Genomic DNA, 25357 nt, shown 5'->3' with positions numbered 1-25357 from the left:
GCTCCTTTCTAAATGACGACGGCGGAGTTAGTCAAATTATCGTTATAATGCCTTTTAGGAATGGTAAAATTCATCTTGGTCCCAATCCCAAGTTCTGATTTGCACCACACCTTGCCACCCAGTTGCCGGATCAGAGTCCTGACATACGCCAGGCCCATACCTTCCCCCGGCATGTCTTGTTTTCCTGACCGCCGAAAAATATCAAAAATTTTCTCACAATCCATCGCGGCGATGCCCCGCCCATTATCTTCGATGCAAAACAGATATTCATCACCGTTATCAATGCAAGATATTTCAATCCTGCCTGGCCGGCCGGGTTCCAGGTATTTTATGGCGTTATCCAGTAAGTTGCCGATTATCTGCTCCAGGGCCAGTTGATCGGTTTCGATTTGAGGTAACGTCCCAACCTGGGTTTGAATGCCATTGTGTGTAATCTGACGATCGAAAGACTGCATGACATTGCCGACCAGTTCACGCATATCAACTTGTTGATAGGACATTTCGCGGCGGCCAACCTGGGCCAGCTTTAAGAGAGTGGCAACCATTCTGTCCAGCCGGTCGACAGAAGAGTGAATATAGGTAAGGGCCTCAGGCACATCCCTGTCCAGCAGTTCATCCACTTTTTGGGAAACTTCGTCTGGAAAGTACGCTGCCTGATCTTGGATAATTTGTCTCAGATCGGCCAAAGTATGGTCGAGTTCCTGGGCAAAACCTTTCAGGTTGACCATGGGTGTTCGGAAATCATGGGCCACGATATTGGCAAAATCCCTGAGCTCTTTATTGGTGTCAACCAATTCGGAAGCGTAATGTTTCAGTTGGGCCTCCCTCACTAGGAGTGAGTCCCGGCTGGCCACAAGCGCTTCCTGGGCAGTCTGCCGTTCGCTGATTTCCTCTTCCAGCGTGGCGTTAATATCCTGCAGTTCCTGCATTTTACTTTTTAACTGTTCATTCAGATATTGCAATTGTTGCTCTGCTTGTTTTCCCGCTGTGATATCGGTGGAAATGAGGGCAATAGATCCTTGCTCCGGACTATAGGCGGAAAACTGATACCATCTGCGGCTAATTCCGAAATAGGCTTCGAAATTTTTCGGCTGACCGTTGAGCGCGACTTCGCCCAGTTCCTGAATCCAGTCGAAGGGTTTCTCGGTGAGGGCAGGGTACACCTCTTTGAACCGTTTGCCCACAATATTGCCGGCCTTGCGGCCAATCATCCTTTGAAACATTGGGTTAACTTCCACATACTCGAGATCGGCCGGTCGTCCATGATCATCAATAATAACCTTTTTCAAGGTAAATGGGTTCTGCATGTGATCAAACAGACCTTGATAACGGCCCTGGCTAGCCGTAAGCGCATCGTAGGTCGCACGCAACTCCTCCTCTGTCGCCTGCCGTTCGGCAATTTCCTCTTCCAGCGTGGCATTGATATCCTGCAGTTCGCTCATCCGGTCCCGCACCTTATTTTCCAATTGAACATTCAATTGGCGGAGTTCCTTTTCCGCCCTTTGGCGCTGGCGACGGCTTGCCAATAGTTGAAAAACCAGAAATGTCTCCAGCAGTACCAGGACAAGCACGCCGAGAATTTGCCACCGGTGTAACTCCCATTCCAAGGGTACCTTGAACTGAATAGGGTAGTCCCCATTAAAAAGCACCTTCCCGGCAGGCGGAGATTCTGCCGCCAGGGAATCACCCGTTTGCATAAGCCCGATTATAAGCAAAATCAATAAAAGCAAGGTGCAAAACCTTGCAATCAACCCATTGGGTATGGACCACGATACGCTGAAGACTTTACGGCAGTTGATAAACAACATATTATCTATTCATCCTTTGTGTGTGAGTAATTCACAAAATACATTAATTTGCCAAAACTATAGGAATTCCTGTCGTAAACTGAAAAATAGGAATGTATTGAAAGAAATGGGTGAGGCCCTGAAGGAAAAAATCGGCTTACGGGATTTTAACGATGGACAATAACAGCCCTAAATTGCTGACAGCAGTGCAAAAATCATCATACTGAACCGGCTTGGTAATAAAAATATTGCAGCCCAATTCATAACACCTGTCAACTTCCTGGGGAACGTCGGTCGTAGTCAGTATAATGACCGGGATTTTTTTAGTCCGCTCGCCGGACTTGATTCTTTCCAGCACCTGGTAGCCGTCTAAAACAGGCAGATTCAAATCCAGGAGTATTAACAGGCATTCGTACATTCCCGTCGCGCAAGGAGTATTCAGATAATCAAGCGCACTCTGTCCATTATCGATAAAGATAATTTCATTGGCAATTCCGGCCCGGCGCAGGTTTCTTTCAATTAGCCGGGCATGTCCGGGATCGTCTTCCACCAGAAGAATTTTGATCGGTTCCATAGCCTATCCCCCTCCCTGGGTGGTAATATCACGGATGATAGCCAGCGCTTCTTTTCCCCCGGCAAAGACCAGCCTCACCTCATGGTAACTGACGCTTTCCCCCTGGCGCAGTTCGAATTGAAACATCTGGCCGGTTCCTTCCCGGAATATTTTATTTAAGTGATCCTGCAGCAACGTAACAACATCCGGCGGAAAAAACTCGGCAATATTTTTACCAATGAAATCAGGGGACAAATTTAAACTCCGGTCTTTATCAGGTCGTAAATCTACGCAGGTGCCATGGCGGTCGATCCTCAGAATCGGGTCCGGTATGGCATTTAGAAGGGCGTTATTTTTCTCTTCACCTTCCCGCAAAGCTTCCTCCGCCAATTTAAGTTCGGTAATATCGCGGCCCACCAGTTGATATTCCCTGAGCTTGTAAGAATCGCCAAATATGGCCCGGCCGGTCCATTGCAGCCAGTGTACTGAACCATCGACCATTTTAATGTTTTGAGTAGTTGTCGCCACCGGCGTTTGGGGCGTTAGTGCCTTAAGAGTATCCCTCATATGCTGATAGGCTTTTCGCGACAATATGGCTGTAAGGCTTTGAAAAACTATATCCCCCGGCCGAATATCGAAATAGCGGCAAAAAGCCGCATTGGCGAAGGTTAGTTTACCGCCCGGCTGGAAACGGCAAATCAGTTCGGTCTGGTCTTCAACAATGGCCCGGTAACGTGCTTCGCTCGCCAACAGTTCAGCCTGAGCCTGCATTTTATCCCTTATAAGCTGTTGCCGCTCCATTACCCGGTCAATTACCGACGGCAGGAGTTCGATATATTCACCATTAGCGTCTTTGGCCACGTAATCGGCAGCTCCCAGCTTCATAGCCTCCACAGCGACCCTTTCATCCCCTTGGCCGGTAAGTATAATAACCGGTATAAAATCTTTCAATTTTTTTAAAACTTCCAGACCGTCGACAACCGGCATATCATAATCCGTAATTACAACATCATAAGTACCGTCTGTGAACATTTCCAGGCCGGCGCTGCCGTTGTGGGCGATATCCACCATACAGGCCATCCGTTCCAGCCTTTTTTGCAGCAAACGGCCAAGGCCGACATCATCTTCCATATACAGGATACGGGCACGGCAAAAAAGATGCTCGGTTTCCGTTAACATTTGATATTCCTGTTCCCCCATTATGTTGTCCCCCCCGTCTTAAAACTACTTGCCTTTCACCTTCTTTAAGCGGCTATATAAGGAACGCCGTGAAATCCCCAACCGCATGGCTGCGGCCGTTTTATTACCCTGGCATATTTCAATGGCCTGCGCAATAATTTGGTCAACGTATTCTTCTAAGGAAAACCCGCTTGCCGGCAGGGTAAACTTCTCCGGGATAAACGCTTGTCCATTGTCGGCGGAACTGAGGGAGGGTTGCGGATTGTTGTGCAGGTGGGCCAGGTGGGCCGGTTTGAGTTCCGCATCGTCATACATAAATAAAACCCATTCCATGGTATTCCTAAGCTCACGTATGTTTCCCGGCCAGTTATAATTCAGCAAGAGGGCTGCGGCACTGTCGCTAATCCGCTGAAACCGGTTTGCTTTTTTGCCTGTAAACTGGCGAAGGAACATTTCTGACAGGGGAATAATATCATCCCGCCGCTGGCGCAGCGGGGGAATAAGAAAGTGGCCTACTTTTAGCCGGAAATACAGGTCCCGGCGAAAAGTTCCCTGCTCCACCCGCTGCTCCAAATCAGCATTGGTCGCACAGATAATTCGCACATCTGTTTTTATTTTCTTTAAACCACCGACCCGGTAGAACTCTTTTTCCTGCAGTACCCTTAGCAGTTTACCCTGTAACTCCAAAGGTATTTCACCCACTTCATCCAGGAGCAAGGTACCGCCCTGAGCCAGATCAAGCTTGCCCTTCTGTCCTTTGGTTAAACTGCCGGTAAAGGCGCCGGGCTCGTAGCCAAAAAGTTCGCTTTCAAACAGATTGGCGCTGATTGCGGCGCAGTTTACATCGATGAAGGGCGTCTGATCGTCCGTTTCGCCGTCCATATTGCCATAATGAATGATTCTGGATATTATTTCCTTGCCTGTCCCCGTTTCTCCCTCGACCAGCACCGGTATGGATCTATTCGTGTGGTATTTTTGCGCTTGCTGAACAATATCCTGCATCTGTTTAGAAAAAAAACCGATATTTTCGAGACCTGCCGCCTGAGATAATGCCCGCTTGAGCCGGGACAGCTCCTGCCTGGTTTCTTCCGTCGCCGCCTGCACTTCGTCGCTGAACCTCTCGGTAAGTACTTTATTTTCGTAGAGCAGCGCCTGATGTTCGGCAACTTTGTCGGTAATCGTCGCCAATTCTTCGACGTTAATGGGTTTCAGCAGGTAGTCATAAGCTCCTGCCCGCAAAGCTTGAATCGCCGTTGTCATATCCCCGTGCCCGGTGAATAAAACCACATCCGCCTTTCGGCCGGGTAAGGCTGTAATACGGCTTAGCAGTTCTATCCCTGACAATCTTGGCATTTTTATGTCGGACAGCACCATGGGAAAAGCACTGGCGGTATAAGTTGCCCAAGCTTCCTCCCCGTCGCAGCATTCGGTCACATGGTGCCCCATTTCCCATAAAAATTTGGCAACTCCGGCCCGGCTGCGGGCATCATCGTCAACAAGCAAAATATTCACGTAGGTCTCTCTCCTTTCTGCTTTTCTATGGCGGCAGGAAATTCAATCCGAAAGGTAACGCCTCCTGTTGTTCTGTTATCATTCACTTTAATTTGGCCCCCATAGGATGTGACGATAGAATGGACGACCGACAAACCAAGCCCCATGCCTTCACCGGCAGGTTTAGTAGTAAAAAAAGGATCGAAAATTTTGCTTTTGATTTTTCCGCTTATACCCGGCCCGTTGTCACCGACTTCCAAAAAAACGCGGCCTTTTTTCCTGCCGGTTGCAATAGTAATCTGCTTGTCGGGTTTATCGACTGTGTCCAGCGCATGCATGGCATTAACCAGAAGATTGATAATAATCTGTTCCAGTTGGGTACTGTTCCCGGCAACAAGCGGCAACTCAGCCGCCAGAACCGTCTTAACTTCAATATTGTGGGACTTGAGCTGCGCGCCGAGCAGGGACAATGATTCCTCTACCGCCAGATTGATATTACAGAGTTTTTGCTGTGTAGAGTCACTGCTGTAAATTAAAGAACGCATATGTTTGATAATCGCATCGATCCGGTCGGCGTCTTTGGAAATATCTTGAATATTTTCCATCACCTTGTCGATAGCGGGTACCTTGCCTTTGCCATACCAGTAGAGCATCCCGTCGGCGACTACTTTCAACGCATTTAGCGGTTGGTTTATCTCATGGGCAATTCCCGCCGCCATTATCCCCAGTGCGCTTAACCGCTCAGTTCGCGCCACCGCTTCCCGTGCTTCAAGCATCTCGTACTCGGCTTGTTTGCGTTGGGTAACATCCTGGATGATCGAAATAAAATTGGCAATTTTGCCTGCTTCATCCCTAACCGGCGTAATCGTCATTTCGGCAGTATACCGGCTGCCGTCCTTCCGGCGGTTGATTACCTCACCGTGCCATATTCTGCCTGCCGAAATATACTGCCACATCGTTTTATAAAATGATTTGGGGTGCTGCCCCGATTCAAGAATGCGGATATTGCTGCCCATGAGTTCGGCCGCACTGTAGCCGCTGAGCTCAAGAAAAGCAGGATTAACCCACTGGATGTCTCCTTTCCGGCTGGTAATAAGGATGGCGTTGGCCGCCGACTCCAGCCCGGCGGTTAAAAGTCTTAATCGCTGCCGGTTAGCGGTTATGTGTATTGCCAGGGCGACTTGCTCGGCGATATTAGTTAGCTGGACAATGGTCCTTTTTATCCAAAAATCCCGGTCATCCGTAAATATGGTCAACGCTCCCAGAATCAGGCCACCAACCTTTAATGGAAAAGCCGCCCCGGTTGTGACGGCATATTTGACAAGCTGCTTGCGCCACGATAGCATTCGCGGATCTTCGATATCCATTAATTGAAATTTGCCTGTGCGCAAAACAGTGCCGGTAAGCCCGCTGCCTTCAGCTAAATCAATAGTGCTCTCCTGGAGAAACCGGGCCGTTTCCCCGTCTGCGGCAAAGGATTTCACCGAACGGTCAGCTTCCTTGCGTTCAACCCATATCAGCCGGACACCGAAAATCATCTTAATCCGCTCACAAACCAGATTGAGAATTTTTTCTAAAGATTGTTCCTCCTGCACCTTGACAGCTACATCTAACAATAAAAGATCGCTAGCTTCGGATCGCCGCCATTCGCTGATATCTCTTACAACTATCAGCGCTTCTTCCCCGCCCGTCTTGGTGACCCGCGCCTCAAAATACATGGTTTTATTGTTATGGTTTAAAGTATATTCAAACAGTTGAATCTCGCCGGTATTAAACGCCGCGGCGATGGCCTCGGTTGCCGCCATTGCCGGGTGCCACGGCAAAACTGCACTAATGTGCTGACCTGCTGCTTCCTGGGAAAGCAGCAGTGAATACTGTTTTGACGGCTTAAAAAACAAGATAATACCCGACCGGCTAACCTGAAATATGGTATCCGGGAACCAATCTAAAATGGATTGTTTGTGAGCCGCCATTTCAGTATGGAAATTTTTACAGTCGGTAAATGTTGCATCACGCGGCACCACAATAACCTCCTCTACCCGGTGATTTATCCAATACCCTTTCTATTCGCTTAATATCTGCATATTCTACGAGACAAAGGCAGTTCCTGCAATAGTTTGGCGATTTAAGGCGGATTTGTGCCGCAGGCAGATAAAATGGCACCAAATACCGGTGCCAGTGTCTCTCTTTGACTCAATTACTTTACAACCCATATCTCCAGCCTTTTGACTTTCACAGGCTTAACCGCGATTACTCCGGCTGCCTTCCCGCTGCCCCCCGACCGGTCATACACCAGCAATACTTTTTTGAAAGCCATAATGAGTTCCTCCTGCAGTTAATTTCACTCCCCGTCTTTACTTTACTTAATCATTTGGAGCCAATCTCCCTTATAATTAGGTTCGCCCAAATTGATGGCGTGTTTAACACCCGAACTCTTGTTATAGGATGCGACGGCATTTTGACCAATGACGGCAATGGCCTCCGTAATCCCGCCGAGTACAGGGCAGCCATTCTCAACTGCGGCGCCTGGTCCTATTATGGCGCTTTCAACATACGCACCCGGGCCTACGTACGCCCCGGGCATAACGACTGAATTTTTGACTATGGCCTTATTCCCGATATAGGTATCGGGAAATATAATAGATTTATCTATCTCCCCCAGAATACAGCAGTTTTTACCAATGAATGATTTCCTGCGCTTGTGGTTAATAATTGAGGCCGGCAACGGCAAGTCATTCAATGTTGAATATATCGGCCATTTCATGTTCTGAATCCTGAAAATAGGTGGGCTTGATAATAGGTCCATATGAGCTTCATATAAACTTTTAACCGTCCCTACGTCTCTCCAGTATCCTTTAAAAGGATAGGCGCATATTTGCTCTCCCTGACTCAGCATGGCCGGGATAATATTTTTACCGAAGTCATGTTTTGAGCTTGGATTGGCTTCATCCAACCCCAAATAATACTTTAGTTTGGACCATGAAAATATATAGACGCCCATTGAAGCAAGGTTGCTTTTCGGCTGCACCGGTTTTTCGATAAACTCCGCGACAGAGCCGTCAAGCCGGGTAGTCATGATTCCAAAACGCGGCGCTTCCGACCAGGGTACTTCAATAACGGCAATGGTTGCATCGGCCCCTTTTTCTTTGTGGTATTTTATCAGCAAACTGTAGTCCATCTGATAAACATGGTCTGCCGCTAGGACAAGGATATATTCGGGGGAAAACTGCTGGATAAAATCAATATTTTCGTATAGGGCATTGGCTGTGCCTGTATATGAGAAAAGCCCGTCCATGCCGGCCGGCGGCAGCATATGTATATTGAAGCGGTCGTGAGGCAAGCTTTGCGCCGTACGTGAATCAATCGGCCCATTCATTTCAAAGGGTTGCCGCGAGGTTAGCACTCCCACAGTATCAATGCCTGAATTATAACAGTTGCTCAGGGGAAAATCGATAAGTCTGCAACTGCCGCCAAAAGGTACGGCTGATTGGGGAACCTCAGTTGTCAGCGCCGCCAGATGGCTTTCTTGACCTCCCGCTAGGATCATGGCAATGCATTCTTTTATTGACATATGACACCTCTCCTGAAAATGAATTTTGTGGAATTGGGCTATTGCCGCTGTCTTGTTCTTTGAAGAACATATATTCTTTGTTAACGCAAAAAACGTGCCAAACCTTAGAATCCCGCAAATCCGCCGGGCATCCTGCCGGTTCCAGTTATGTATACTTTTCTGTATAACGAAAAAGTACACATGTGTACAGAGTAATCGGCATTATCTCAAGGCAGCGAACAATAGTTCGGGACTGTCCACTTTTCCCGCGCTGGTGTAAAATGGTCTTACAGCATAAAAGAGAGGTTTTTGAGTATGGATGAAATTTTAAAGCAAATACTGGAAGGCCAAAAGCAGATCACCCAGCGCCTTGACCGGATGGAATCCAATCTATCCGACCTAAAGACTACAGTCAATAATATCGAAGGCCAGCAGCAAGAAAACACTCGCATTATTCACGCACTCCGCCATAACTCCGAAGAAGTTAACGCCCAGCTTCATAATATCGGCCACAACCTTAATGTGCTAACCGGCAAGACGTCCACAAAAGAAGATATATCAGAGCTAAACGCTAAATTTAACATACTCAATAACCGTCTATTCCAGCAAGAAGCCACCATTCACCAACTGAAGTCTGTTAAATAACTCAGCGCCTATGCGGCAATAAAATAGCCTACGATACAAATTTTTTTTTAAACGCATAAAATCACTGTAAAGAGCTATAAGAAACCCATAGCGCGATTTTTGCTGTCTAGTTAATGTTTTAACGCATAGCTAAAAGTCGCTCTATGGGCTTTATTTCGCGTTGGGGGTTTGTGAATAGGATCCTCCTCCGGTTCTGGTCCAGCGATTCCGAGACTCCCACTCTATAAATGTCGCATTAAAGAATTGATATCCGGGTATTAGGATAAGCTGAGATTAAGCGACAGCGCCGAAGCGTTCCTAATACCCGGATAATTTCAATTCTTTAATGCGTCTTTACAAGTTTGGCAGCGATTGATGCCACGTATTTTCCCTGGAAACGCGCTCCTGCCAGCTCATTTTTGCTTGGCGATCGTTGTCCTTGACCGCCGGCAATGGTTGTTGCCCCGTAAGGAGAACCTCCCGTAATTTCGTCGATAGTCATCTGACCCTGGAACGTGTAGGGCAAACCGGCTATAATCATTCCTTGGTGGAGAAGCGTAATATGAAAACTCAGTATCGTAGACTCTTGTCCGCCATGCTGGGTGGCGCTGCTGGCAAATACGCTGCCTACTTTACCGACAAGTAAACCCTGCATCCATATTTGACCGGTAGCATCCAAGAATTGCCGCATCTGGCCGCACATGTTGCCAAACCGGGTAGGTGTACCGAAAATAATGGCATCGGCGGCGGCTAGCTCTTCCAGGGTGCAAACCGGAATATGGGCAAATGATTTTTGCGCTTCCACCGCCCCCATTTTTTCAAGAACTTCGAGAGGCAAGGTTTCCGGGACGCGGCGCAAAATCGCCTCCGCCCCCGTTACTTCCCGCACTCCCTCGGCGACAGCTTCCGCCATTTGATGGATATGCCCGTACATGGAATAATAAGCGATTAACACCTTCATTTTTAGACTGTCCTCCATTTACAAAAGAAATTTAGTTTGCGGACTTAGCTCTCTACTTTAATCGGCTTTGCTGCTTCCCATACGCCGTGAATATTACAGTATGAAGCTGCCAATAGCGTACCGGAGGCATTCAGCTTTAACACTGCGTGGCCTGCAGGTTCACTATATGCCGGCCCTTTGTTAGGTCCTTCAACCGCTTCTCCATGAGCATCGAATTGAAATAGCGCCACATCATAAGCAAATTTGCCGTCCTCCGGCTTAAAATAGAGCCGTATCCAGCGAATATGATGTTCGGTGGTGTTGGGATGGGCAATTTCTTTGCCAACTGTAACTTCCACAGTAAACTTTTCACCCGCTTTGACCTTCGCCGGCGCTTCAATCACCGGTACGTGTTTCTCAGTTTTCCAATCGGCGCTTTGTATAATCTCGGCAAATTTCACGGTAATCCCCCTTTTTTTATTACGGCTTCAGCCAGTTCCGCGAGCTCCCGCTTCTATAAGTATCGCCTCACACCGGGAGTTCCATATTAACAGCTTCGGCGGGGGTAGAGTCCCACCGAAGCTGTTAATGTCCGGCTTTAGCCGACGAGTACACTACATCATTATCTGTTCTTTTGTCATCGCCATCGCCCTATTTAGGTGGTTCAATAGCAAACGCGGGACAAGCTTCGGCACAGGCACCGCATTCGGTGCACAGATCCGGATCAATGACAAACTTGGTTTCTCCTTGTGAAATGGCGTCCACCGGGCAAACCGGTTTACAGACTCCCAATTTGTCGCACTTGTCGGTAATGATATAAGCCATTATCATTCATCTCCTTTTTTCTGTCTATTTAGGTGGTTCAATAGCAAACGCAGGGCAAGCTTCGGCACAGGCACCGCATTCGGTACACAGATCCGGATCAATGACAAACTTGCTTTCTCCTTCTGAAATGGCATCCACCGGGCAAACCGGTTTACAAACTCCCAATTTGTCGCACTTGTCGGTAATGATATAAGCCATTGTTGCTCATCTCCTTTTATTTTTTCAATTTTTGTCATATACGTCCTGCTGTAATCATCTTGCCGTCTTTATAGGACCACCTCTCTCTCTTGCCGAAACCTTGCCAATCAAATTGCCCTGTCAACCACCATTTTACCCTTGCGAAATATTACGCTAACAATTTCGGCAGAAGACTTTCCCGTTTTTTCCTGGGCCCATATAAGTGTTCGCATAAGGCATTTGAATTTTATTATTTCTTCCGGACTTCGTGTAAAACCGGCATCAAAATCTTTCACACTCATCACCTCGGTAGTTTTTTCTCATTGGCATTAGTGCAAGTACTGCCAGCCAAACTTAACAGGCTAGTGGATATCAATCACTCTTGCAGAACATATATGCAATATGCGTGCCAAAGCAGGGATCCTATAAAATCAATACATGGCGAGGCTGCGCTCGCAATGACTGTACCTATCAGGTACACCTTAAATGACCACACTGTGCAAAATAGTGTTACAAACAAATTTAAAAGGCAGATGAGAACTCTTCATTCTCATCTGCCTTTATTCACGTTGCCACGAAAAAATCGGTTATTGTCATAAAGCCGGTAAACCTTACTGCGAACTGAATCCCGGCAATGGCACAAAAGGGGATTTAGGCACGGTAAAGTTCATTTTCGTTCCGATGCCTAATTCAGATTCGCACCACAACCTTCCGCCCAGGTGCCGAATTAAAGTCCTTACATAGGCTAAGCCCATACCTTCGCCGGGCAGGTCCTGCGTCCCTGACCGCCGGAAAATCTCAAAAATTTTTTCCCGGTCTGCGGCTGCAATACCACGGCCATTGTCTTTTACGCTGAACATATACTCACTACCGTTATCAGTGCAGGCTACGCTGATTTCGCCCCGCCGGTCGGATGCCAGATATTTTATGGCATTATCCAATAAATTGGCCATAATCTGCTCTATAGCCAGATGGTCGGTTTCAATCTGAGGCATGGGACCAATCTCGATATGGATATTCTTCTTTTCGATTTGATGGTAGAAAGACTGTAAGACAGTGTTAATGAGTTTGCCAATATCAACTTCATGGTAGATCATTTCGCGTCTGCCCAACCGGGCTAATCGTAAGAGGGCGGCAACCATCCGGTCCAGCCTGTCCACCGAAGAATGAATATACGTAAGCGCCTCAGGTACATCCCTGTCCAGCAGTTCGTTCACTTGGCGCCGGAATTTTTCCGGAAAATGCAATACCTGATCTTTGAGAATTTGTTTTAGATCAGCCAAAGAATGGTCAAGCTCCTGGGAAAACCCCTTAAGATTGACCATGGGTGTCCGGAAATCATGAGCTACGATATTGGCAAAATCCCTGAGTTCTTTATTAGTGTTAACCAGTTCCGCCGCATAATGCCTCAGCTGCGTCTCCCTGGTTATAAGTGAGTCCCGGCTGCGGACAAGAGCTTCCTGGGCAGCCTGCCGTTCCATAATTTCTTCTTCCAGCATTGCATTAATGTTCTGCAGTTCCCGTGTCCGCTCCTTTACTTTATTTTCCAGGTTGGTATTCATTTTGCCCAGCGCTTCCTGGGCGGCCTGCCGTTCCATAATTTCTTCTTCCAGCATTGCATTAATGTCCTGCAGTTCCCGTGTTCGCTCCTGCACTCTATTATCCAGTTGCACGTTCAATTGCCCAAGCGCTTCCTGCATTGCCTGCCGTTCGCTGATTTCTTCTTCCAATGCCGCGTTGACGTCCTGCAACTCGTGCATTTTGTTTTCCAACTCGGCATTCAAATATTTCAGTTTTTCCTCAAACAGTTTACGTTCGGTGATATCCCGCCAATGGACCAGTTGTACCTTGGCGCCATCCATCAGCACGGTGCTTAGTTTGGCGTCCACAATAACTTCAGTCCCGTCGGGGCGCCGGACTAACCACTCAAACTGCACATCACCTGTCTCAATTACTTCGCTAAGAAGTTGAGTTTCCTTAACCGAAGATACCTGGCCGTCAGGCTGGTACTTGGGGGCAAAGCTGGAAAGCAGCTTCCTATATACCAGTTCCTTGGACTTCGCGCCCAGCGCTTGCAGAGACGCCTCATTGCATTCGATAATACAACCGGCTTCATCCAATAGCAGAATGGGATCACACGAACGATGGAAAAGCAGGCGAAATTTTTCATTGCTTTTGCGCTCAATGTTCTCCCGTTCACAAATGATACGGCTTTGAACGGAGCCTGCCAAGCGGGCGACTGCCAAATATTCATTCAAGTGACTCTTAATTTCCGGCGGATCCATATTGTAATGTCCGATAATCAACACTGTCGTTGTTTTCTTCGCCACTTCAACCGGGATGAAAAATAAAGTAATGTCCGGCGGTCCGGTCAATTTCTCTTGCTTGAACAAGCCGGTATCCATAACATCAAGCACATTTTTCTCCACTGCCGGTTCCAGGAGTATATCGGCGCCGCGCCCATTGTCCTGCCGGCAATCATGAAAGGTTACTTTACCGTCCGGATTTTTGGCCGCTACCGCAACAACGTCTACTTGAAAAAAATTGGCAACAACGTTATATAATTCACTTTTAAAATCCTGATCGGCCCGGACGTTGGATAAATATTGCGCTGCCTTTACGAACGGCATATAGGCAGGTGGTCTTCCCATAAATCAGCCCTCTTTTGTAAAATTGGTTTGAGCGGTAGATGAAAACTTAACATATTTTTGTATATTGACACATTCTGCATGCCCCAAAAAAGTCCTGCCAGGTTTACGATAAAAACAGGGCAGGACTTTTTGCGAACCAAATCATCAAACATCTATCCTGAAAATCTAAAACGTCGTAAGACAAAGGAACCGGAACCACAGAGACACAGAGAAAGGATAATGAAGAGCTTGGCATGGAAGTCTACTTAAAAATCAGCAACCACTTTGCCAAAAAGATGACGAATTATTGGATAAACGAATCGACTTATGATAAACTAAAGCTTATGAAGACAATAATAACAACCTTAATAACAACCTTTATTTTAACTATTTTAAGCAGTATACTCTTCTTCTGGCCGCTTACTGTCTTTGCTTATAGATTACCCTTGGCAAAGCCCGCCCCCATGCCCAACAAGAAAGGTATCATAAACAGCTTCCAGCCCGATCTTTCCATTGCCGGAGCGCCATTAGCGTCAAAAGAGCAATGTGTCAAGCATTTATTAAGCGTAAATCCCCTTCCTTTAATTACCGTTTCGCCGCAAGAACTGGTGGAAATATTTTACGAAGAAGGGCTGCGGGAAGGCATCCGCCCGGATGTAGCCTTCGCCCAATCCCTGCATGAAACCGGTTTTTTCAGTTACGGCGGCGATGTAATTGCGCTCCAGAATAACTACGCGGGTCTTGGCACAACCGGCGGCGGCACACGCGGCCTGACCTTCCCGGAAGCAAGAATAGGAATCCGGGCCCAGATTCAGCACCTAAAAGCTTACTCTTCCTTTGTTCTTCCCGCCTTGCCTATTGTCGATCCACGCTATGAATTGGTAAAAAAAGCGACGTTTTTTGGCAACGCCAAGACTTGGCAGTCCCTCAACGGGCGTTGGGCGGTGCCGGGAAAAACTTACGGTCAAAAAATTCTTGCCATCCACCAGGATATTATTAAGACAAAATAACGTTGGCCTGGCCATTCTGAATATAAAAAAGAAAAGGGACGGCAGTCTGGAAACACAGTCTGCTGTCCCTTTATATTATATTTGGATGTCTTATTATAATTTATAATTACACAAATCATTAAATCATTCAAGATGACTTAATTACTTTACTTATTGAGGGCTTTCATTTCCAGGTATTCATCATAAGTCAGGCGTTTATCGACTATTCCATTCTCAGTTATCTCAATAATTCTATTGGCAACAGTCTGGACAAATTGATGGTCGTGGGACACAAACAAAATTGTGCCGTCAAAATTGATCAATCCATTGTTCAAAGCGGTGATAGACTCTAAATCCAAATGATTTGTCGGTTCATCCAAAATCAGAACATTGGCGCCGCTGAGCATCATTTTCGCCAGCATGCAGCGTACTTTTTCGCCGCCGGATAGCACACCGGCCTGTTTTTGGCTTTCTTCGCCCGAAAAAAGCATTCTTCCTAAAAAACCACGAATGAAAGTTTCTTCCTGGTCGCGGGAATACTGTCGGAGCCAATCCACCAGATTTAACTCAACCCTGTCGAAATACATAGAATTATCTTGGGGGAAATACGCCTGCGAAGTCGTTATCCCCCATTTAAATTCACCATTGTCAGGCTTTGTTTCGCCTGCCAGAATTGTAAACAGCGTTGTTTTGGCCAAACCATTTGGCCCGACGAAAGCGATTTTGTCACCCTTTTCCACTCTGAAACTAACGCCTTGCAGAACCTTTTCTCCCGCAATGGTTTTGCTGAGACCGTCAACCTCAAGCAGTTGGTCGCCCGCCTCGCGATCCGGCTTAAAGGCAATGTAAGGATACTTGCGGGATGAAGGTTTGATATCTTCCAATGTCAGTTTTTCCAGCAGTTTTTTGCGTGATGTTGCCTGTTTGGATTTGGAAGCATTGGCGCTAAACCGCTGGATGAAACTTTGAAGTTCTTTCATCTTCTCTTCTGTTTTCTTGTTCGCTTCTTTGGCCAGTTTTAATGCCAACTCACTTGATTCGAGCCAAAAATCATAGTTGCCGACGTAAAGTTGGATTTTGCCGAAGTCAATATCGGCGATATGGGTACAAACCTGATTGAGAAAGTGGCGGTCATGGGAGACCACGATTACGGTATTCTCGAAATTATACAGAAATTCCTCAAGCCACCGGATGGAATCCACATCCAAATGGTTGGTCGGTTCGTCTAATAATAAAATATCAGGATTCCCAAACAAAGCTTGCGCTAATAATACCCGGACCTTCTCATTGCCGGAGAGGTCCTTCATCTTTTGATAATGAAGATTTTCAGCAATACCCAGCCCTTGTAACAGCTTGGCTGCTTCGGTATCGGCATCCCAGCCGTTGAGTTCGGCAAATTCACCCTCAAGTTCTGCAACCTTGATTCCGTCTTCGTCGGAAAAGTCCGGCTTGGCATAGAGGGCGTCCTTTTCTTCCAAAATGGCGTACAGCCGGGCGTGCCCCATGATTACAGTCTTCAAAACCTCAAAATCGTCAAACTCATAATGGTTTTGCTTCAATACAGCCAGCCGCTCTCCCGGCGTGATGCTGACCGTGCCGGTATTGGGCTCAATTTCGCCGGACAGGATTTTTAAAAAAGTCGATTTACCAGTTCCATTTGCCCCAATGAGCCCATAGCAATTGCCTGGCGTAAACTTTATATTCACATCTTCAAACAATGCCCGTTTTCCAAACCGGAGACTTAAACCACTTGTGCTAATCATTTATTTCCGCCTCTCACACTCTCTATATACTCTAAATACTAGCCGCCTAATGATGTGACCGTCTATCATCCCGACACCTTATCAACCATAGCATATGTTTGTTAGCACGTCAAACTCTAATCATCCGCCTGCCACGATCTAATTTCATTTGGATAAGCAAAGCAGTACTAATGGTTTTAGGGGGCAGGGATAAAAAAAACAAAACTTGGGAAAATATATATGTCGCAGTAAAAATTGACATCCGGCTATTAGGATAAGCTGAGGTTAAGCGACCACATCGAAGCGTTCCTAATACCCGGATATAATTTCAATTCTTTAATGCGTTCCGTACAGAAGCAGGGTAAGCAAAAATTTCTGGCAACTGGGACGCCCAAGCATTGACTATGATAATATACCGTGATATAATACATTGTTATTGATATTAATACATATTTGTGTTATAATTAAATAAAATTTGTTTTGGGGAGGTGACTTCATGTTTCGGGTTGGCGATAAAATTTTTTACCCCATGCACGGCGGAGGGATTATTGAGAAAATCGAAGAAATAGAAATTCTCGGAAAAACCCAGCTTTATTATGTTGCGAACATTCTTCACAGAAACATGCAGGTAAAGATCCCCATCGACAAGACAGAAAAGTCAGGAATGCGGCAGATCGTTGATGCTGAAAAGTTGGATGATCTGCTTAATACTTTTCACGACGGCGAGACGGATACGTCAATGAACGAAACTCAAAGACACCGGAAAAACCTGACCAAGATAAAAAGCGGCGATATCAGTGAAGAGATCGAGGTCATTCGTGATCTGGTGCGCATCAACACTAAGAAAAAACTTGGGATAGCAGATAAGAATATGCTGGATAACGTCCGGCAAATCCTAATTAGTGAAGTTGTGCTGGTGAAAGGGATTCCCCAAGAACAGGCAGCCGACTTATTAGACCAAATAATCAATGTAAATTGACAGAAAAACATCCAGGACAAAAATTGTCCAGGATGTTTTTCTGTTTCTGCTTTCTGCTGCACCCGCTCCCCAGACTACCATATCTTAGCCCTGCCGGAGTCAATCTCCACTTTTACCAGCGGGCCTTCCCCCTGGCCAATGCGGCCTTGGAACGAACGGGTATGTACCCGCGGCCTGGCCTGGGGCAAGTCAATGTCCAGTTGCCCTGCAGAGGCTGTTGCCTCCAGCCGGAACGGGGTACGGGCCTGGCCTATTTTTATATCGGCAAACCCGGAATTGATCCGAATCAAAACATCGTCAAGAATTTCATCCATAACTACATCAAAATGTCCTGAATTGCTTACTATATCAATCTTTCCCTTGATATTCTCAAACCGGCCGCGGCCCGACGAAACCCGGCTGGTAATCTTCGTTGCCCGGCAGTCGATCATGTCAAAACTCCCGGAATCAGCAGTCAATGATATTTCGCCGGCCCGGCAGTTTTCCAGTTTAAATTGGCCGGAATTCATTCTGGCGGTCAGTATGCCTGCTGCCAGATTTTCTCCTTGTACTCTTCCCAAACCCGTGGTTATAACAAGCGTTTCATACTCGGTGCGGGGCAGCATGACTTCAAAATGATTGTTCCGCTCTTTATTACCCGGAAATAGCATAAACCACAGCGGGCTGTAGATTCTTCCGCCATCCTCGATTTTTAGGTGCAGCACATCTCCCTGCACCGCTTCGCTTATTACCTCTTCCGGCCGCAAACTTTTCTCAGCCGTCCACCGCCATATCCGGACGGTAGGTCTATCCACATCGCCGCCCACCACCCGGACATCACCGGCAATAATTTTCAAGTCGATGCTTTTATATTCAGTTGCCTTGATAACATACGTATCCGACAACTCCCTATAGCCGCCACCATTCCACAGACCCATGGCAAACAGAACGCCGTTCCCGGCTACACCAAGCAGAAAAAGTAAGAATGCGCCGATAGCCGCTTTCTTTAAAATCCCATCCATTCCTAGGCCCCCTTTATGATCCGGATGTTGAACTGCAAATATTTCAAAAAGGCTTTACCCGCCCACTTAGTCACAAAAATCATGCCAATGCCAAGCAGTATGCCCGCCCCAACGGTAATCATCGAGGTAAATATCCAAGCGAGAATACCGGCCGCTTCCGACGGAAACCCTGCCGCAAGCAGCATCAACACTGGCGTGGCAATTAGGGCCAGCGCCACACCATAAAAAGCAGTCAGTATCCCAATTATTCCCAAAAACGGTCCCAGGACAAACACCAGATTAATAAACCCCAGGCTGACTGTGGCCAGTACGGCTCTTGTGATATTAACCACCGAAACATTGGCTGCCGCTTGCGCGACATGATAACCGGCCAATATTTCTTTAGCTATGGTTTGAGGCGAACCAAGGGAACCGGCAATTTCCTCTTCGCTTTTGCCATTGGCCATTCCGTTCTGAAAATGTTCCTCATAATCATACAGGATGTCCTTGCGTTCCCCTTCCGGCATACTCTTTAAAAGTTCTTCCAGCTTGCTTAAAAACTCCTGCTTGGTCATTCCTTCAACCCCTCCGCGATAATACTGTCCACTCCCCGCGAAAATAACCGCCATTCCTTAACCATTTCCGACATATAAACATGTCCCCTGGCTGTCAGGCGATAGTACTTCCGCGGCGGCCCCTCCGGCGACTCTGTCAAATAGGTCTCAAAATATCCTTCCTGCGTCATTCGCCGCAGGAGCGGATAAATCGTCCCCTCGGCTATCAGAAATTTCTCCGATATCTTGTTGGCCAGTTCATATCCATAAGTATCACATTCCGCCGCTAAAACCAGCACGCACATTTCTAATACACCCTTTTTAAACTGGATATTAATAATTATCACCTCCGCGGTAATGTGCTTATCTATATGGTATCACCAACTATATAACATTGCAAGGTACTAAACTAAAAAATATATTTGCCGTTGGCAAAAAAATTACCTCCCCGCCAAAAGTGAACCCGTTTACCTTCCGCTAAACGAGTTCACTACTGGTAATATTCATCGCGCTCTGACCACTGCCAATTATCAGAGCCTGATATCCTCCGGACTCTCAATAATGCGACCAACTACGGCTTCAATACGCTCAAGGGGGTCGTGCTGGCGCAAGTCGCCAAAATCAAGGCCGGTTAAATCTTCAATTTTAAGGACTGGTATTTGGTAGGTTTTATACTCACCATAAGCAAATTCCAAGTCAATGATAAGGTTTTTCTGAGTCTGCAAATAAGCCGTAGCCGATAATTCGCCATTATCTTTAACTATCGCAACTACTTTCCAGAACTCGGCCGGTATCTGGAATTCCCTCCGATAAAGCACGTCGTCGCTCCGGAATACCGGTCCGGTAAATACGGTTACCATAAGATCATATTTACCGGCATTCTGGAGAATATAGTTCTCCAGGTCCAGCCACGTTTTCTGATTAAGATTTTTGTGCTGCGGCGAGCAGTTTGTGAAATGGAAAGTATCCTCGTTTGCTTCTTTGGCCTGCTCACCCCATACCGGATCAAGCCTGCGGACAAGATGTCCCCTGTCAAGGTCATTGTTCTCGTATAGCTCAGGGCCGCACTGATATTTCCGGTCAAGGCGCGGGTCAAAATACCACTTATCTGCATCCCGGTTAAGATTAATGAGTTGACTGCCGTCAATATTGACTGCCGTGTAATAGGCCAGGCGGCGCGACTTGCTCATAACAATGGAAAAATGAGTATAATTCAACACATTCCCGCCGGCCTTTAGCGGGGCGATATCCTGTTCAAGATCAGATCTCAACTGCGGGAGCAGCACTTCGTAGTTGTCGCCAAGAAATTTGGCCTGATAGCCAGTTGATCTTTCGTACCATTCATAGCTTAACTCCTCTACCAGCATCGGCTTTGGTCCTGAGTCGGCGGTTGGTGCCGGTTGTTTTGAAGTTCCTGCAATCAGATTCTCCAGCAGCTTTCTCTTATCGGCGCTCAAGCTTTGTTGCTGCGCTGCCAGATATTTCATAATGCTGCTTATTCGAATGCCTTCATTGACTATATATTTTGTGCTGTCATTGGGATCGGGAACACCGGAATGATGAAGGGCAAGCACTACCCATTCGTCATTCAATACAGGAGAGCCGGACGAACCAGGCATAGTATCGGTTGTATAGTGAATGAAATCGTCAAACACATCGTTGATTTTATTTTCTCTAATGGCTACAGCCTTCGGTGCGCCTGACGGATGTTGGATAATCGAGACATATTCACCCAACAACGCTTTGCCTGATTCAGTAAATAACGGCAGGAAACCAAACTCGCTTAATTTGGTTCCGTCAGCATCATTTAGTTCAACTGCTACTAATGTAAAGTCAAGCTCCAAATCAGTTATAAAGAAACGATCGGGCTCTAACCGGAAGCTCTTGACTTGGCGCGGCATCAAATTGAGATCAACCTCATAGTTAAATTGCGCCAGGCTAAAGCGGGCTGCATCCACATTTTCCAAAACGTGGTTATTGGTAAGCAGTAAAGAGGGCGAGACCAGAAAGCCGGTACCATGCCCAAGCACTCTGCCGATATGATCACGTATTTCAATTCTGCACACAGGCTTACTGGCTTTTAGACCCGCTTCCAAATAAGAAGTGGGAAATAGATCACTTTCACCAATTAAACGTTCCATCGCCAGTCCATCACGAGGGTTTATCAGTGTTTTGCGCATGGCTGTCCGTTGAGGCGTATCCACTTCCAGAGAGTTTTTGGTTTGCAGCTCATTAGCAATGCGCTCGCGTTCAGCCGTTCTTTCTATGTAGCGTTTTAATGCATTTTGTTGTTGCGCAGTTACCAGGTCCTGATTGATCTTTGGGTAATTACCAAACGATACAATTGACATTTTCGCGCCTCCTTTGGCAAATTAGAAACTCTAATTTGCTAAATTATTTGACAGAACCAGTAGTATTAAATAGTTTTAAGAATATATTCTCCGTAGATCTCCCCATATCCTTTTATTCCCAGAAAGGGAAAAATAAACCCCGCCTTGAAACCAAGGCAGGGCATGGATTATGAGTTGTCGAGCGGTGTGAATGTGATAACGAATTAATAGCAGGATTTATTGATTTGGCAATCATTCTTTTTTTCTACTTTTCATATTTTTTCATGCTTAGAGGTATATACGAAATTTACAAATAAGGATACAATGATAAATGAATGATAGATGAATGATAGATGATAGAAGCGAATAATCACATAGCAACGAGGAAAAGAGGGTAACATGACGACGAACGAGTCTAATAGCCGGGTTGATATTCTGGCATTTATAATCATATTAATTTTTATTATCCTTACAAGCAGATTGGGATTTTTGCAAATCATTCACGGCAAAGATTTTGCACTTCAGGCAGACAAGAATAGAATCCGGCTTATGACGATCACAGCCCCCCGTGGTGCTTTCTATGATCGCAATGGAGTTTTGCTTGTTACAAACCGCCCGGGGTTTTCAGTGGCTTTAGTCCCGATCTCCGGACCAATAGCCGATGATGTACTCGTCAAGCTTGCCGGTATTTTAGGTATGAATCCGGATGATATCCGGAAGAAAATAGCGCAGCAAGATAACCCGCTGGAGCCAATCCAAATAAAGAACGATGTTGGTCCTGAAATCATAACCATGATTGAGGAACGTCGCAATGAACTCCCGGGAGTCGTCTTAAACGTCCAAGCAGTTAGAAATTATATAAATAATGAATTAGGGGCCCATTTCTTTGGCTACGTTGGTGAAATCAGCGATGCCGAGTTGGAAACCATGAAGGCCGCAGGCTATAAAGCCGGCGATCTGGTCGGTAAGTCTGGTCTGGAAAAGGTCTACGACAAGGAAATCCGGGGTATTAACGGCGGCAGCCAGATAGAAGTTAACGTTGACGGAAAGCCTGTGCAAATGCTCGGAAAGAAAGAGCCTGTGCTGGGGAATAGTTTGGTATTAACCATAGATGCTAAGATACAGAAAGCAGCCGAAAAAGCGATGGATGACCGTCTGCTGTATCTGCAGACGCAGTTCGGCAACCCGAATGCCAAAGCTGCCGCCGCCGTCGTTATGAACCCGCAGACAGGAGAAATACTGGCCATGGTCAGTCGTCCGACTTTTAATCCGAATTTATTTAATGGCGGCATATCGGCTAAGGACTGGAAAATAATCAATGATAACCCATTTAATCCAATGCAGAACAGGGTTATTAACGCGGCGTACCCCCCAGGCTCGGCGTTTAAAATAGTTACCGGCGCGGCGGCACTGGAGATGGGTAAAGTAACTCCGGAGGAAAAAATCCTGGATACCGGCCGGCACTGGATAATACCCAAAACCAACTCCCATGGCGTTGCCTTAGGGTGGATTGATTTTCAAACGGCACTGGCAAAATCCGATAATGTGTACTTTTACGAGATGGGTAACCGCCTGGGTATTGATAATCTGGAAAAGTACGCCCGGGCATTCGGCCTGGGATCGCCCACAGGCGTCAACTTGCCTGCCGAGGATGAAGGCCTGGTTGCCAATCGAAAATACAAAGAAAAGGTTTATGGCGAGGAATGGTATCTGTCCGAGACATTTGATGCCGCCATCGGACAGGGGTTCCAACTGGCCACGCCTCTCCAAATGTGCTCAGTTATAAGTCAAATAGCCAATGGCGGTCACCGTTACCGCCCTTATTTGGTAAGTAAGATTGTTTCGCCGGAAGGAGTAACGGTAAAAACCTTTGGACCAGAGGAACTCAGCTATCTGAAACTAGCCGACAAAAACCTTGCTGCCATCCGGTCCGGTTTACGGGATGTCGCTACGTCGGACGGCACAGCAGGATATGTATTTGAAGGGCTTCCTATACCGATCGCCGGTAAAACAAGTACGGCCGAAAACCCCCATGGCGATGATCACGGCTGGTTTGTGGCTTATGCCCCCTATGACAATCCGACCATTGCCGTGGCCGTGGTTGTAGAGCAAGGCGGCTATGGTTCCGACTCAGCAGCCCCCATTATCAGAAAGATTTTGGAAGCTGCGTTTAATTTACCGCCGCATAAAGACGCGGCGGACCTTTATGTTGAACAAGAAGCAGCCAAAGCAGCCGCAAATACTGTTCAGCCAAAACAGGCGCAATAACTATATTTTAACCAGCCGTACTTTTTCCACACCTTCCACATTACCAATAAATTGCAACGTTTCTTTTGATATTTCCGAGTCAACGGAAAGTACCATCATCGCCCGATTGTCGGTAGAAATCCGGCCGAGTTGCATGGTTGCGATATTTACTCTGCCGACCCCCAGCAAAGTCCCGACTTGGCCAACCACGCCAGGTTTATCAATGTTTTCCACCATGAGCATGTAAGGGGTGGGGTCAACGTCCAATTCATAGCCGTTGAGTTCAACAATACGTGCTTCCCCTTTTCCGAATATGGTACCGCTAACGCTAAACTCTTTATTTTTAGACACAATTTTGACTTGGATCAAATTCAAGTAATTGTCTACCGCTGTTTCCTCACTTTCGGCTACAACTACCCCTCTGCTTTTGGCAGTCAAGCTGGCATTGACATAATTGACTTTTTCTTTTAGCACCGGCTCAAATATGCCTTTAAGTATGGCTAACGTAATCATCGACGTTTCAAGATTAACGACTTCACCGTTATACATGATCTCTACTCTTTCGACAGCTTCCTTTTCCTTTTCCAACTGGTAATATATTTTGCCCATTGTTTCGCCAAGCCACAGGTATACTTTTAATACTTCCACGTCCTGGCTCTGGATGGTGGGTAAATTGACGGCATTGGCCACCATTTCTCCCTTGAGCGCGCTGATGACTTCCTCAGCTACCGTCAAGCCCACATTGTCCTGGGCTTCTACCGTATCTGCCCCCAAGTGCGGTGTAAGGACAACGTTATTAAAATCCAACAACGGCGACGTAGGATTAGGTTCATTCACTAAAACATCAATCCCCGCACTGGCAACAATTTTTTCTTTCAGGGCCTCTTCCAAAGCTTGTTCATCAATAATTCCACCCCGGGCACAGTTCACGACCCGGACGCCTTTTTTAGCAACTTTAAATTGCTCTTTGCCGATCATCCCCATGGTTTCTTCTGTTTTCGGAGTATGAACGGTAATGAAATCCGCTTCTCTCACCAAATCTTCCAGCGTTTCTTTTTTCTCTACCCCAAATCTTTTAAAGCGGGCTTCATTGATATAGGGATCATAAGCAATAATATTCATGCCAAAAGCTTTTAAACGCGTGGCCACTAAAGAGCCGATGCGGCCCAATCCCACAATCCCCAGGGTTTTATTCAAAAGTTCAACTCCTTTTAAATTCGACCGGTCCCAAACCCGCTCCTGGAGTCTGGCGTGAGCCTGGGGAATATTCCGGCAGGACGCCAGCAATAATCCGATTGTATGCTCCGCTGCCGATACCACATTGGATTCCGGTGTATTTACCACAATGATACCCCGCTTGGTCGCGCCCTCCATTTCAATATTGTCCACCCCGTTGCCCGCGCGTCCCACTACTTGCAATTTGGCGGCCTTTTGATAAAGTTCTTCATTGACCTTGGTTGCACTGCGAACAATGATTGCGTCGTAATCGCCGATGATTTCCAGTAATTGTTCCCGTGAGAGCTTAGTGTTAACATCCACGGTGGCTCCTGAATCAATCAATTTTTCAATTCCTTTTTCGGAAATGGTTTCTGCAACTAAAATTTTCATATTCATTCCCCTTCCCTCCACTCCATTTTTGGAAAATAATAAAGCTCCCGTTCCTGTGCTTCGCCAAGGACGGGAGTAGGTTCTCACGTGGTGCCACCTTATTTTGTCATATGATAATATGACCTCACCGATGATAACGGTATCAAACCGGAACAAGTTATTTCCCTGTCTG

The 25357-nt window shown here is 46.6% G+C and carries 22 protein-coding genes and 1 other annotated feature (1 of these 23 running past the window's edge); of the genes, 4 read left to right on the top strand and 18 right to left on the bottom strand.

All coding sequences use genetic code 11. The annotated features are described in order from the left end of the window. Positions 1-8 precede the first annotated feature (8 nt). The 6 genes from MAMMFC1_RS13310 to MAMMFC1_RS13285 all read right to left on the bottom strand — a co-directional run bounded on the left by MAMMFC1_RS13310 (position 9) and on the right by MAMMFC1_RS13285 (position 8581). Positions 9-1808: a PAS domain-containing sensor histidine kinase gene (locus MAMMFC1_RS13310; protein ID WP_126308970.1), complete on the bottom strand. Its 1800-nt coding sequence runs from the start codon at positions 1806-1808 to the stop codon at positions 9-11. Between the two features lie 136 nt (positions 1809-1944). Continuing rightward, a complete protein-coding gene (locus tag MAMMFC1_RS13305; RefSeq protein WP_126308969.1) occupies positions 1945-2361 on the bottom strand; it encodes a response regulator in 417 nt (138 codons plus the stop codon). Positions 2362-2364: 3 nt separating this feature from the next. Then, a complete protein-coding gene (locus MAMMFC1_RS13300; protein WP_126308968.1) occupies positions 2365-3540 on the bottom strand; it encodes a PAS domain-containing response regulator in 1176 nt (391 codons plus the stop codon). A 24-nt stretch (positions 3541-3564) separates the two neighbouring features. Then, the gene (locus MAMMFC1_RS13295; protein WP_126308967.1) at positions 3565-5031 is read right to left on the bottom strand and encodes a sigma-54-dependent transcriptional regulator; all 1467 of its coding nucleotides are present in this window, start codon (positions 5029-5031) and stop codon (positions 3565-3567) included. Next, on the bottom strand, positions 5028-7031 hold the full coding sequence (locus MAMMFC1_RS13290; RefSeq protein WP_126308966.1) for a PAS domain S-box protein: 2004 nt from the start codon (positions 7029-7031) through the stop codon (positions 5028-5030). The genes MAMMFC1_RS13295 and MAMMFC1_RS13290 overlap by 4 nt, the downstream gene beginning before the upstream one ends. Before the next feature lie 338 nt (positions 7032-7369). Further along, a complete protein-coding gene (locus tag MAMMFC1_RS13285; RefSeq protein WP_126308965.1) occupies positions 7370-8581 on the bottom strand; it encodes a sugar phosphate nucleotidyltransferase in 1212 nt (403 codons plus the stop codon). Between the two features lie 294 nt (positions 8582-8875). On the opposite strand from MAMMFC1_RS13285, the gene MAMMFC1_RS13280 reads away from it, so the two are divergent. Then, on the top strand, positions 8876-9205 hold the full coding sequence (locus tag MAMMFC1_RS13280) for a hypothetical protein (RefSeq protein ID WP_126308964.1): 330 nt from the start codon (positions 8876-8878) through the stop codon (positions 9203-9205). Positions 9206-9527: 322 nt separating this feature from the next. Here the strand turns inward: MAMMFC1_RS13280 and wrbA are convergent, their stop codons facing one another. From wrbA to MAMMFC1_RS13255, 6 genes are all read right to left on the bottom strand, one after another. Continuing rightward, positions 9528-10145, bottom strand: coding sequence for an NAD(P)H:quinone oxidoreductase (gene wrbA, locus MAMMFC1_RS13275; protein ID WP_126308963.1), 618 nt, complete (start codon positions 10143-10145; stop codon positions 9528-9530). A 44-nt stretch (positions 10146-10189) separates the two neighbouring features. Beyond that, on the bottom strand, positions 10190-10585 hold the full coding sequence (locus tag MAMMFC1_RS13270) for a class II SORL domain-containing protein (protein WP_126308962.1): 396 nt from the start codon (positions 10583-10585) through the stop codon (positions 10190-10192). Positions 10586-10775: 190 nt separating this feature from the next. After that, a complete protein-coding gene (locus tag MAMMFC1_RS13265; RefSeq protein WP_126308961.1) occupies positions 10776-10949 on the bottom strand; it encodes a DUF362 domain-containing protein in 174 nt (57 codons plus the stop codon). A 24-nt stretch (positions 10950-10973) separates the two neighbouring features. Next, positions 10974-11147: a DUF362 domain-containing protein gene (locus MAMMFC1_RS13260; protein WP_126308960.1), complete on the bottom strand. Its 174-nt coding sequence runs from the start codon at positions 11145-11147 to the stop codon at positions 10974-10976. Between the two features lie 107 nt (positions 11148-11254). Then, positions 11255-11422 (bottom strand): hypothetical protein, encoded by a 168-nt coding sequence (locus MAMMFC1_RS21530; RefSeq protein ID WP_158618768.1) that lies wholly within the window; start codon positions 11420-11422, stop codon positions 11255-11257. A 315-nt stretch (positions 11423-11737) separates the two neighbouring features. After that, positions 11738-13777, bottom strand: a complete 2040-nt coding sequence (locus MAMMFC1_RS13255; protein WP_126308959.1) for a sensor histidine kinase — start codon at positions 13775-13777, stop codon at positions 11738-11740. Positions 13778-14010: 233 nt separating this feature from the next. Between MAMMFC1_RS13255 and MAMMFC1_RS13250 the strand changes: the two genes are divergently transcribed. Then, positions 14011-14766 carry a glucosaminidase domain-containing protein gene (locus tag MAMMFC1_RS13250; RefSeq protein WP_232035451.1) on the top strand — a complete coding sequence of 252 codons (756 nt, stop codon included), beginning with the start codon at positions 14011-14013 and terminating at the stop codon, positions 14764-14766. A 146-nt stretch (positions 14767-14912) separates the two neighbouring features. Here MAMMFC1_RS13250 and MAMMFC1_RS13245 read toward each other — a convergent pair whose 3' ends face one another. Further along, entirely contained in the window at positions 14913-16508 is a 1596-nt protein-coding gene (locus MAMMFC1_RS13245) for an ABC-F family ATP-binding cassette domain-containing protein (protein WP_126308958.1), read from the bottom strand. 475 nt (positions 16509-16983) lie between these two features. On the opposite strand from MAMMFC1_RS13245, the gene MAMMFC1_RS13240 reads away from it, so the two are divergent. After that, positions 16984-17466, top strand: coding sequence for a CarD family transcriptional regulator (locus tag MAMMFC1_RS13240; RefSeq protein WP_126308957.1), 483 nt, complete (start codon positions 16984-16986; stop codon positions 17464-17466). A gap of 74 nt (positions 17467-17540) precedes the next feature. Here MAMMFC1_RS13240 and MAMMFC1_RS13235 read toward each other — a convergent pair whose 3' ends face one another. The 4 genes from MAMMFC1_RS13235 to MAMMFC1_RS13220 all read right to left on the bottom strand — a co-directional run bounded on the left by MAMMFC1_RS13235 (position 17541) and on the right by MAMMFC1_RS13220 (position 21351). Continuing rightward, positions 17541-18467, bottom strand: coding sequence for a DUF4097 family beta strand repeat-containing protein (locus MAMMFC1_RS13235; protein ID WP_126308956.1), 927 nt, complete (start codon positions 18465-18467; stop codon positions 17541-17543). Positions 18468-18469: 2 nt separating this feature from the next. Beyond that, positions 18470-19021, bottom strand: a complete 552-nt coding sequence (locus MAMMFC1_RS13230; protein WP_126308955.1) for an HAAS signaling domain-containing protein — start codon at positions 19019-19021, stop codon at positions 18470-18472. Beyond that, the gene (locus MAMMFC1_RS13225; protein ID WP_232035450.1) at positions 19018-19305 is read right to left on the bottom strand and encodes a PadR family transcriptional regulator; all 288 of its coding nucleotides are present in this window, start codon (positions 19303-19305) and stop codon (positions 19018-19020) included. The genes MAMMFC1_RS13230 and MAMMFC1_RS13225 overlap by 4 nt, the downstream gene beginning before the upstream one ends. Before the next feature lie 225 nt (positions 19306-19530). Beyond that, on the bottom strand, positions 19531-21351 hold the full coding sequence (locus MAMMFC1_RS13220; RefSeq protein WP_126308954.1) for a DNA/RNA non-specific endonuclease: 1821 nt from the start codon (positions 21349-21351) through the stop codon (positions 19531-19533). 378 nt (positions 21352-21729) lie between these two features. Between MAMMFC1_RS13220 and mrdA the strand changes: the two genes are divergently transcribed. Further along, the gene (gene mrdA / locus MAMMFC1_RS13215) at positions 21730-23598 is read left to right on the top strand and encodes a penicillin-binding protein 2 (RefSeq protein ID WP_126308953.1); all 1869 of its coding nucleotides are present in this window, start codon (positions 21730-21732) and stop codon (positions 23596-23598) included. Here mrdA and serA read toward each other — a convergent pair whose 3' ends face one another. Then, positions 23599-25191, bottom strand: a complete 1593-nt coding sequence (serA, locus tag MAMMFC1_RS13210) for a phosphoglycerate dehydrogenase (protein WP_232035449.1) — start codon at positions 25189-25191, stop codon at positions 23599-23601. 56 nt (positions 25192-25247) lie between these two features. Then, positions 25248-25357, bottom strand: a binding site (T-box leader); it runs 96 nt beyond the window's last position.

The organism is Methylomusa anaerophila, assembly GCF_003966895.1.
Lineage (GTDB): Bacteria > Bacillota > Negativicutes > Sporomusales > Sporomusaceae > Methylomusa > Methylomusa anaerophila.
Note: the sequence above shows the minus strand (reverse complement) of the source record. Positions and strands in the feature narration are given on the sequence as shown.

Excerpts from the sequence above, each read along its gene's own strand:
- MAMMFC1_RS13310 (WP_126308970.1), bottom strand. The coding sequence starts at position 1,808 with ATGTTGTTTATCAACTGCCGTAAAGTCTTCAGCGTATCGTGGTCCATA.
- MAMMFC1_RS13305 (WP_126308969.1), bottom strand. The coding sequence starts at position 2,361 with ATGGAACCGATCAAAATTCTTCTGGTGGAAGACGATCCCGGACATGCC.
- MAMMFC1_RS13300 (WP_126308968.1), bottom strand. The coding sequence starts at position 3,540 with ATGGGGGAACAGGAATATCAAATGTTAACGGAAACCGAGCATCTTTTT.
- MAMMFC1_RS13285 (WP_126308965.1), bottom strand. The coding sequence starts at position 8,581 with ATGTCAATAAAAGAATGCATTGCCATGATCCTAGCGGGAGGTCAAGAA.
- MAMMFC1_RS13280 (WP_126308964.1), top strand. The coding sequence starts at position 8,876 with ATGGATGAAATTTTAAAGCAAATACTGGAAGGCCAAAAGCAGATCACC.
- wrbA (WP_126308963.1), bottom strand. The coding sequence starts at position 10,145 with ATGAAGGTGTTAATCGCTTATTATTCCATGTACGGGCATATCCATCAA.
- MAMMFC1_RS13265 (WP_126308961.1), bottom strand. The coding sequence starts at position 10,949 with ATGGCTTATATCATTACCGACAAGTGCGACAAATTGGGAGTCTGTAAA.
- MAMMFC1_RS13260 (WP_126308960.1), bottom strand. The coding sequence starts at position 11,147 with ATGGCTTATATCATTACCGACAAGTGCGACAAATTGGGAGTTTGTAAA.
- MAMMFC1_RS13255 (WP_126308959.1), bottom strand. The coding sequence starts at position 13,777 with ATGGGAAGACCACCTGCCTATATGCCGTTCGTAAAGGCAGCGCAATAT.
- MAMMFC1_RS13250 (WP_232035451.1), top strand. The coding sequence starts at position 14,011 with ATGGAAGTCTACTTAAAAATCAGCAACCACTTTGCCAAAAAGATGACG.
- MAMMFC1_RS13245 (WP_126308958.1), bottom strand. The coding sequence starts at position 16,508 with ATGATTAGCACAAGTGGTTTAAGTCTCCGGTTTGGAAAACGGGCATTG.
- MAMMFC1_RS13240 (WP_126308957.1), top strand. The coding sequence starts at position 16,984 with ATGTTTCGGGTTGGCGATAAAATTTTTTACCCCATGCACGGCGGAGGG.
- MAMMFC1_RS13235 (WP_126308956.1), bottom strand. The coding sequence starts at position 18,467 with ATGGATGGGATTTTAAAGAAAGCGGCTATCGGCGCATTCTTACTTTTT.
- MAMMFC1_RS13230 (WP_126308955.1), bottom strand. The coding sequence starts at position 19,021 with ATGACCAAGCAGGAGTTTTTAAGCAAGCTGGAAGAACTTTTAAAGAGT.
- MAMMFC1_RS13225 (WP_232035450.1), bottom strand. The coding sequence starts at position 19,305 with ATGTGCGTGCTGGTTTTAGCGGCGGAATGTGATACTTATGGATATGAA.
- MAMMFC1_RS13220 (WP_126308954.1), bottom strand. The coding sequence starts at position 21,351 with ATGTCAATTGTATCGTTTGGTAATTACCCAAAGATCAATCAGGACCTG.
- mrdA (WP_126308953.1), top strand. The coding sequence starts at position 21,730 with ATGACGACGAACGAGTCTAATAGCCGGGTTGATATTCTGGCATTTATA.
- serA (WP_232035449.1), bottom strand. The coding sequence starts at position 25,191 with ATGAATATGAAAATTTTAGTTGCAGAAACCATTTCCGAAAAAGGAATT.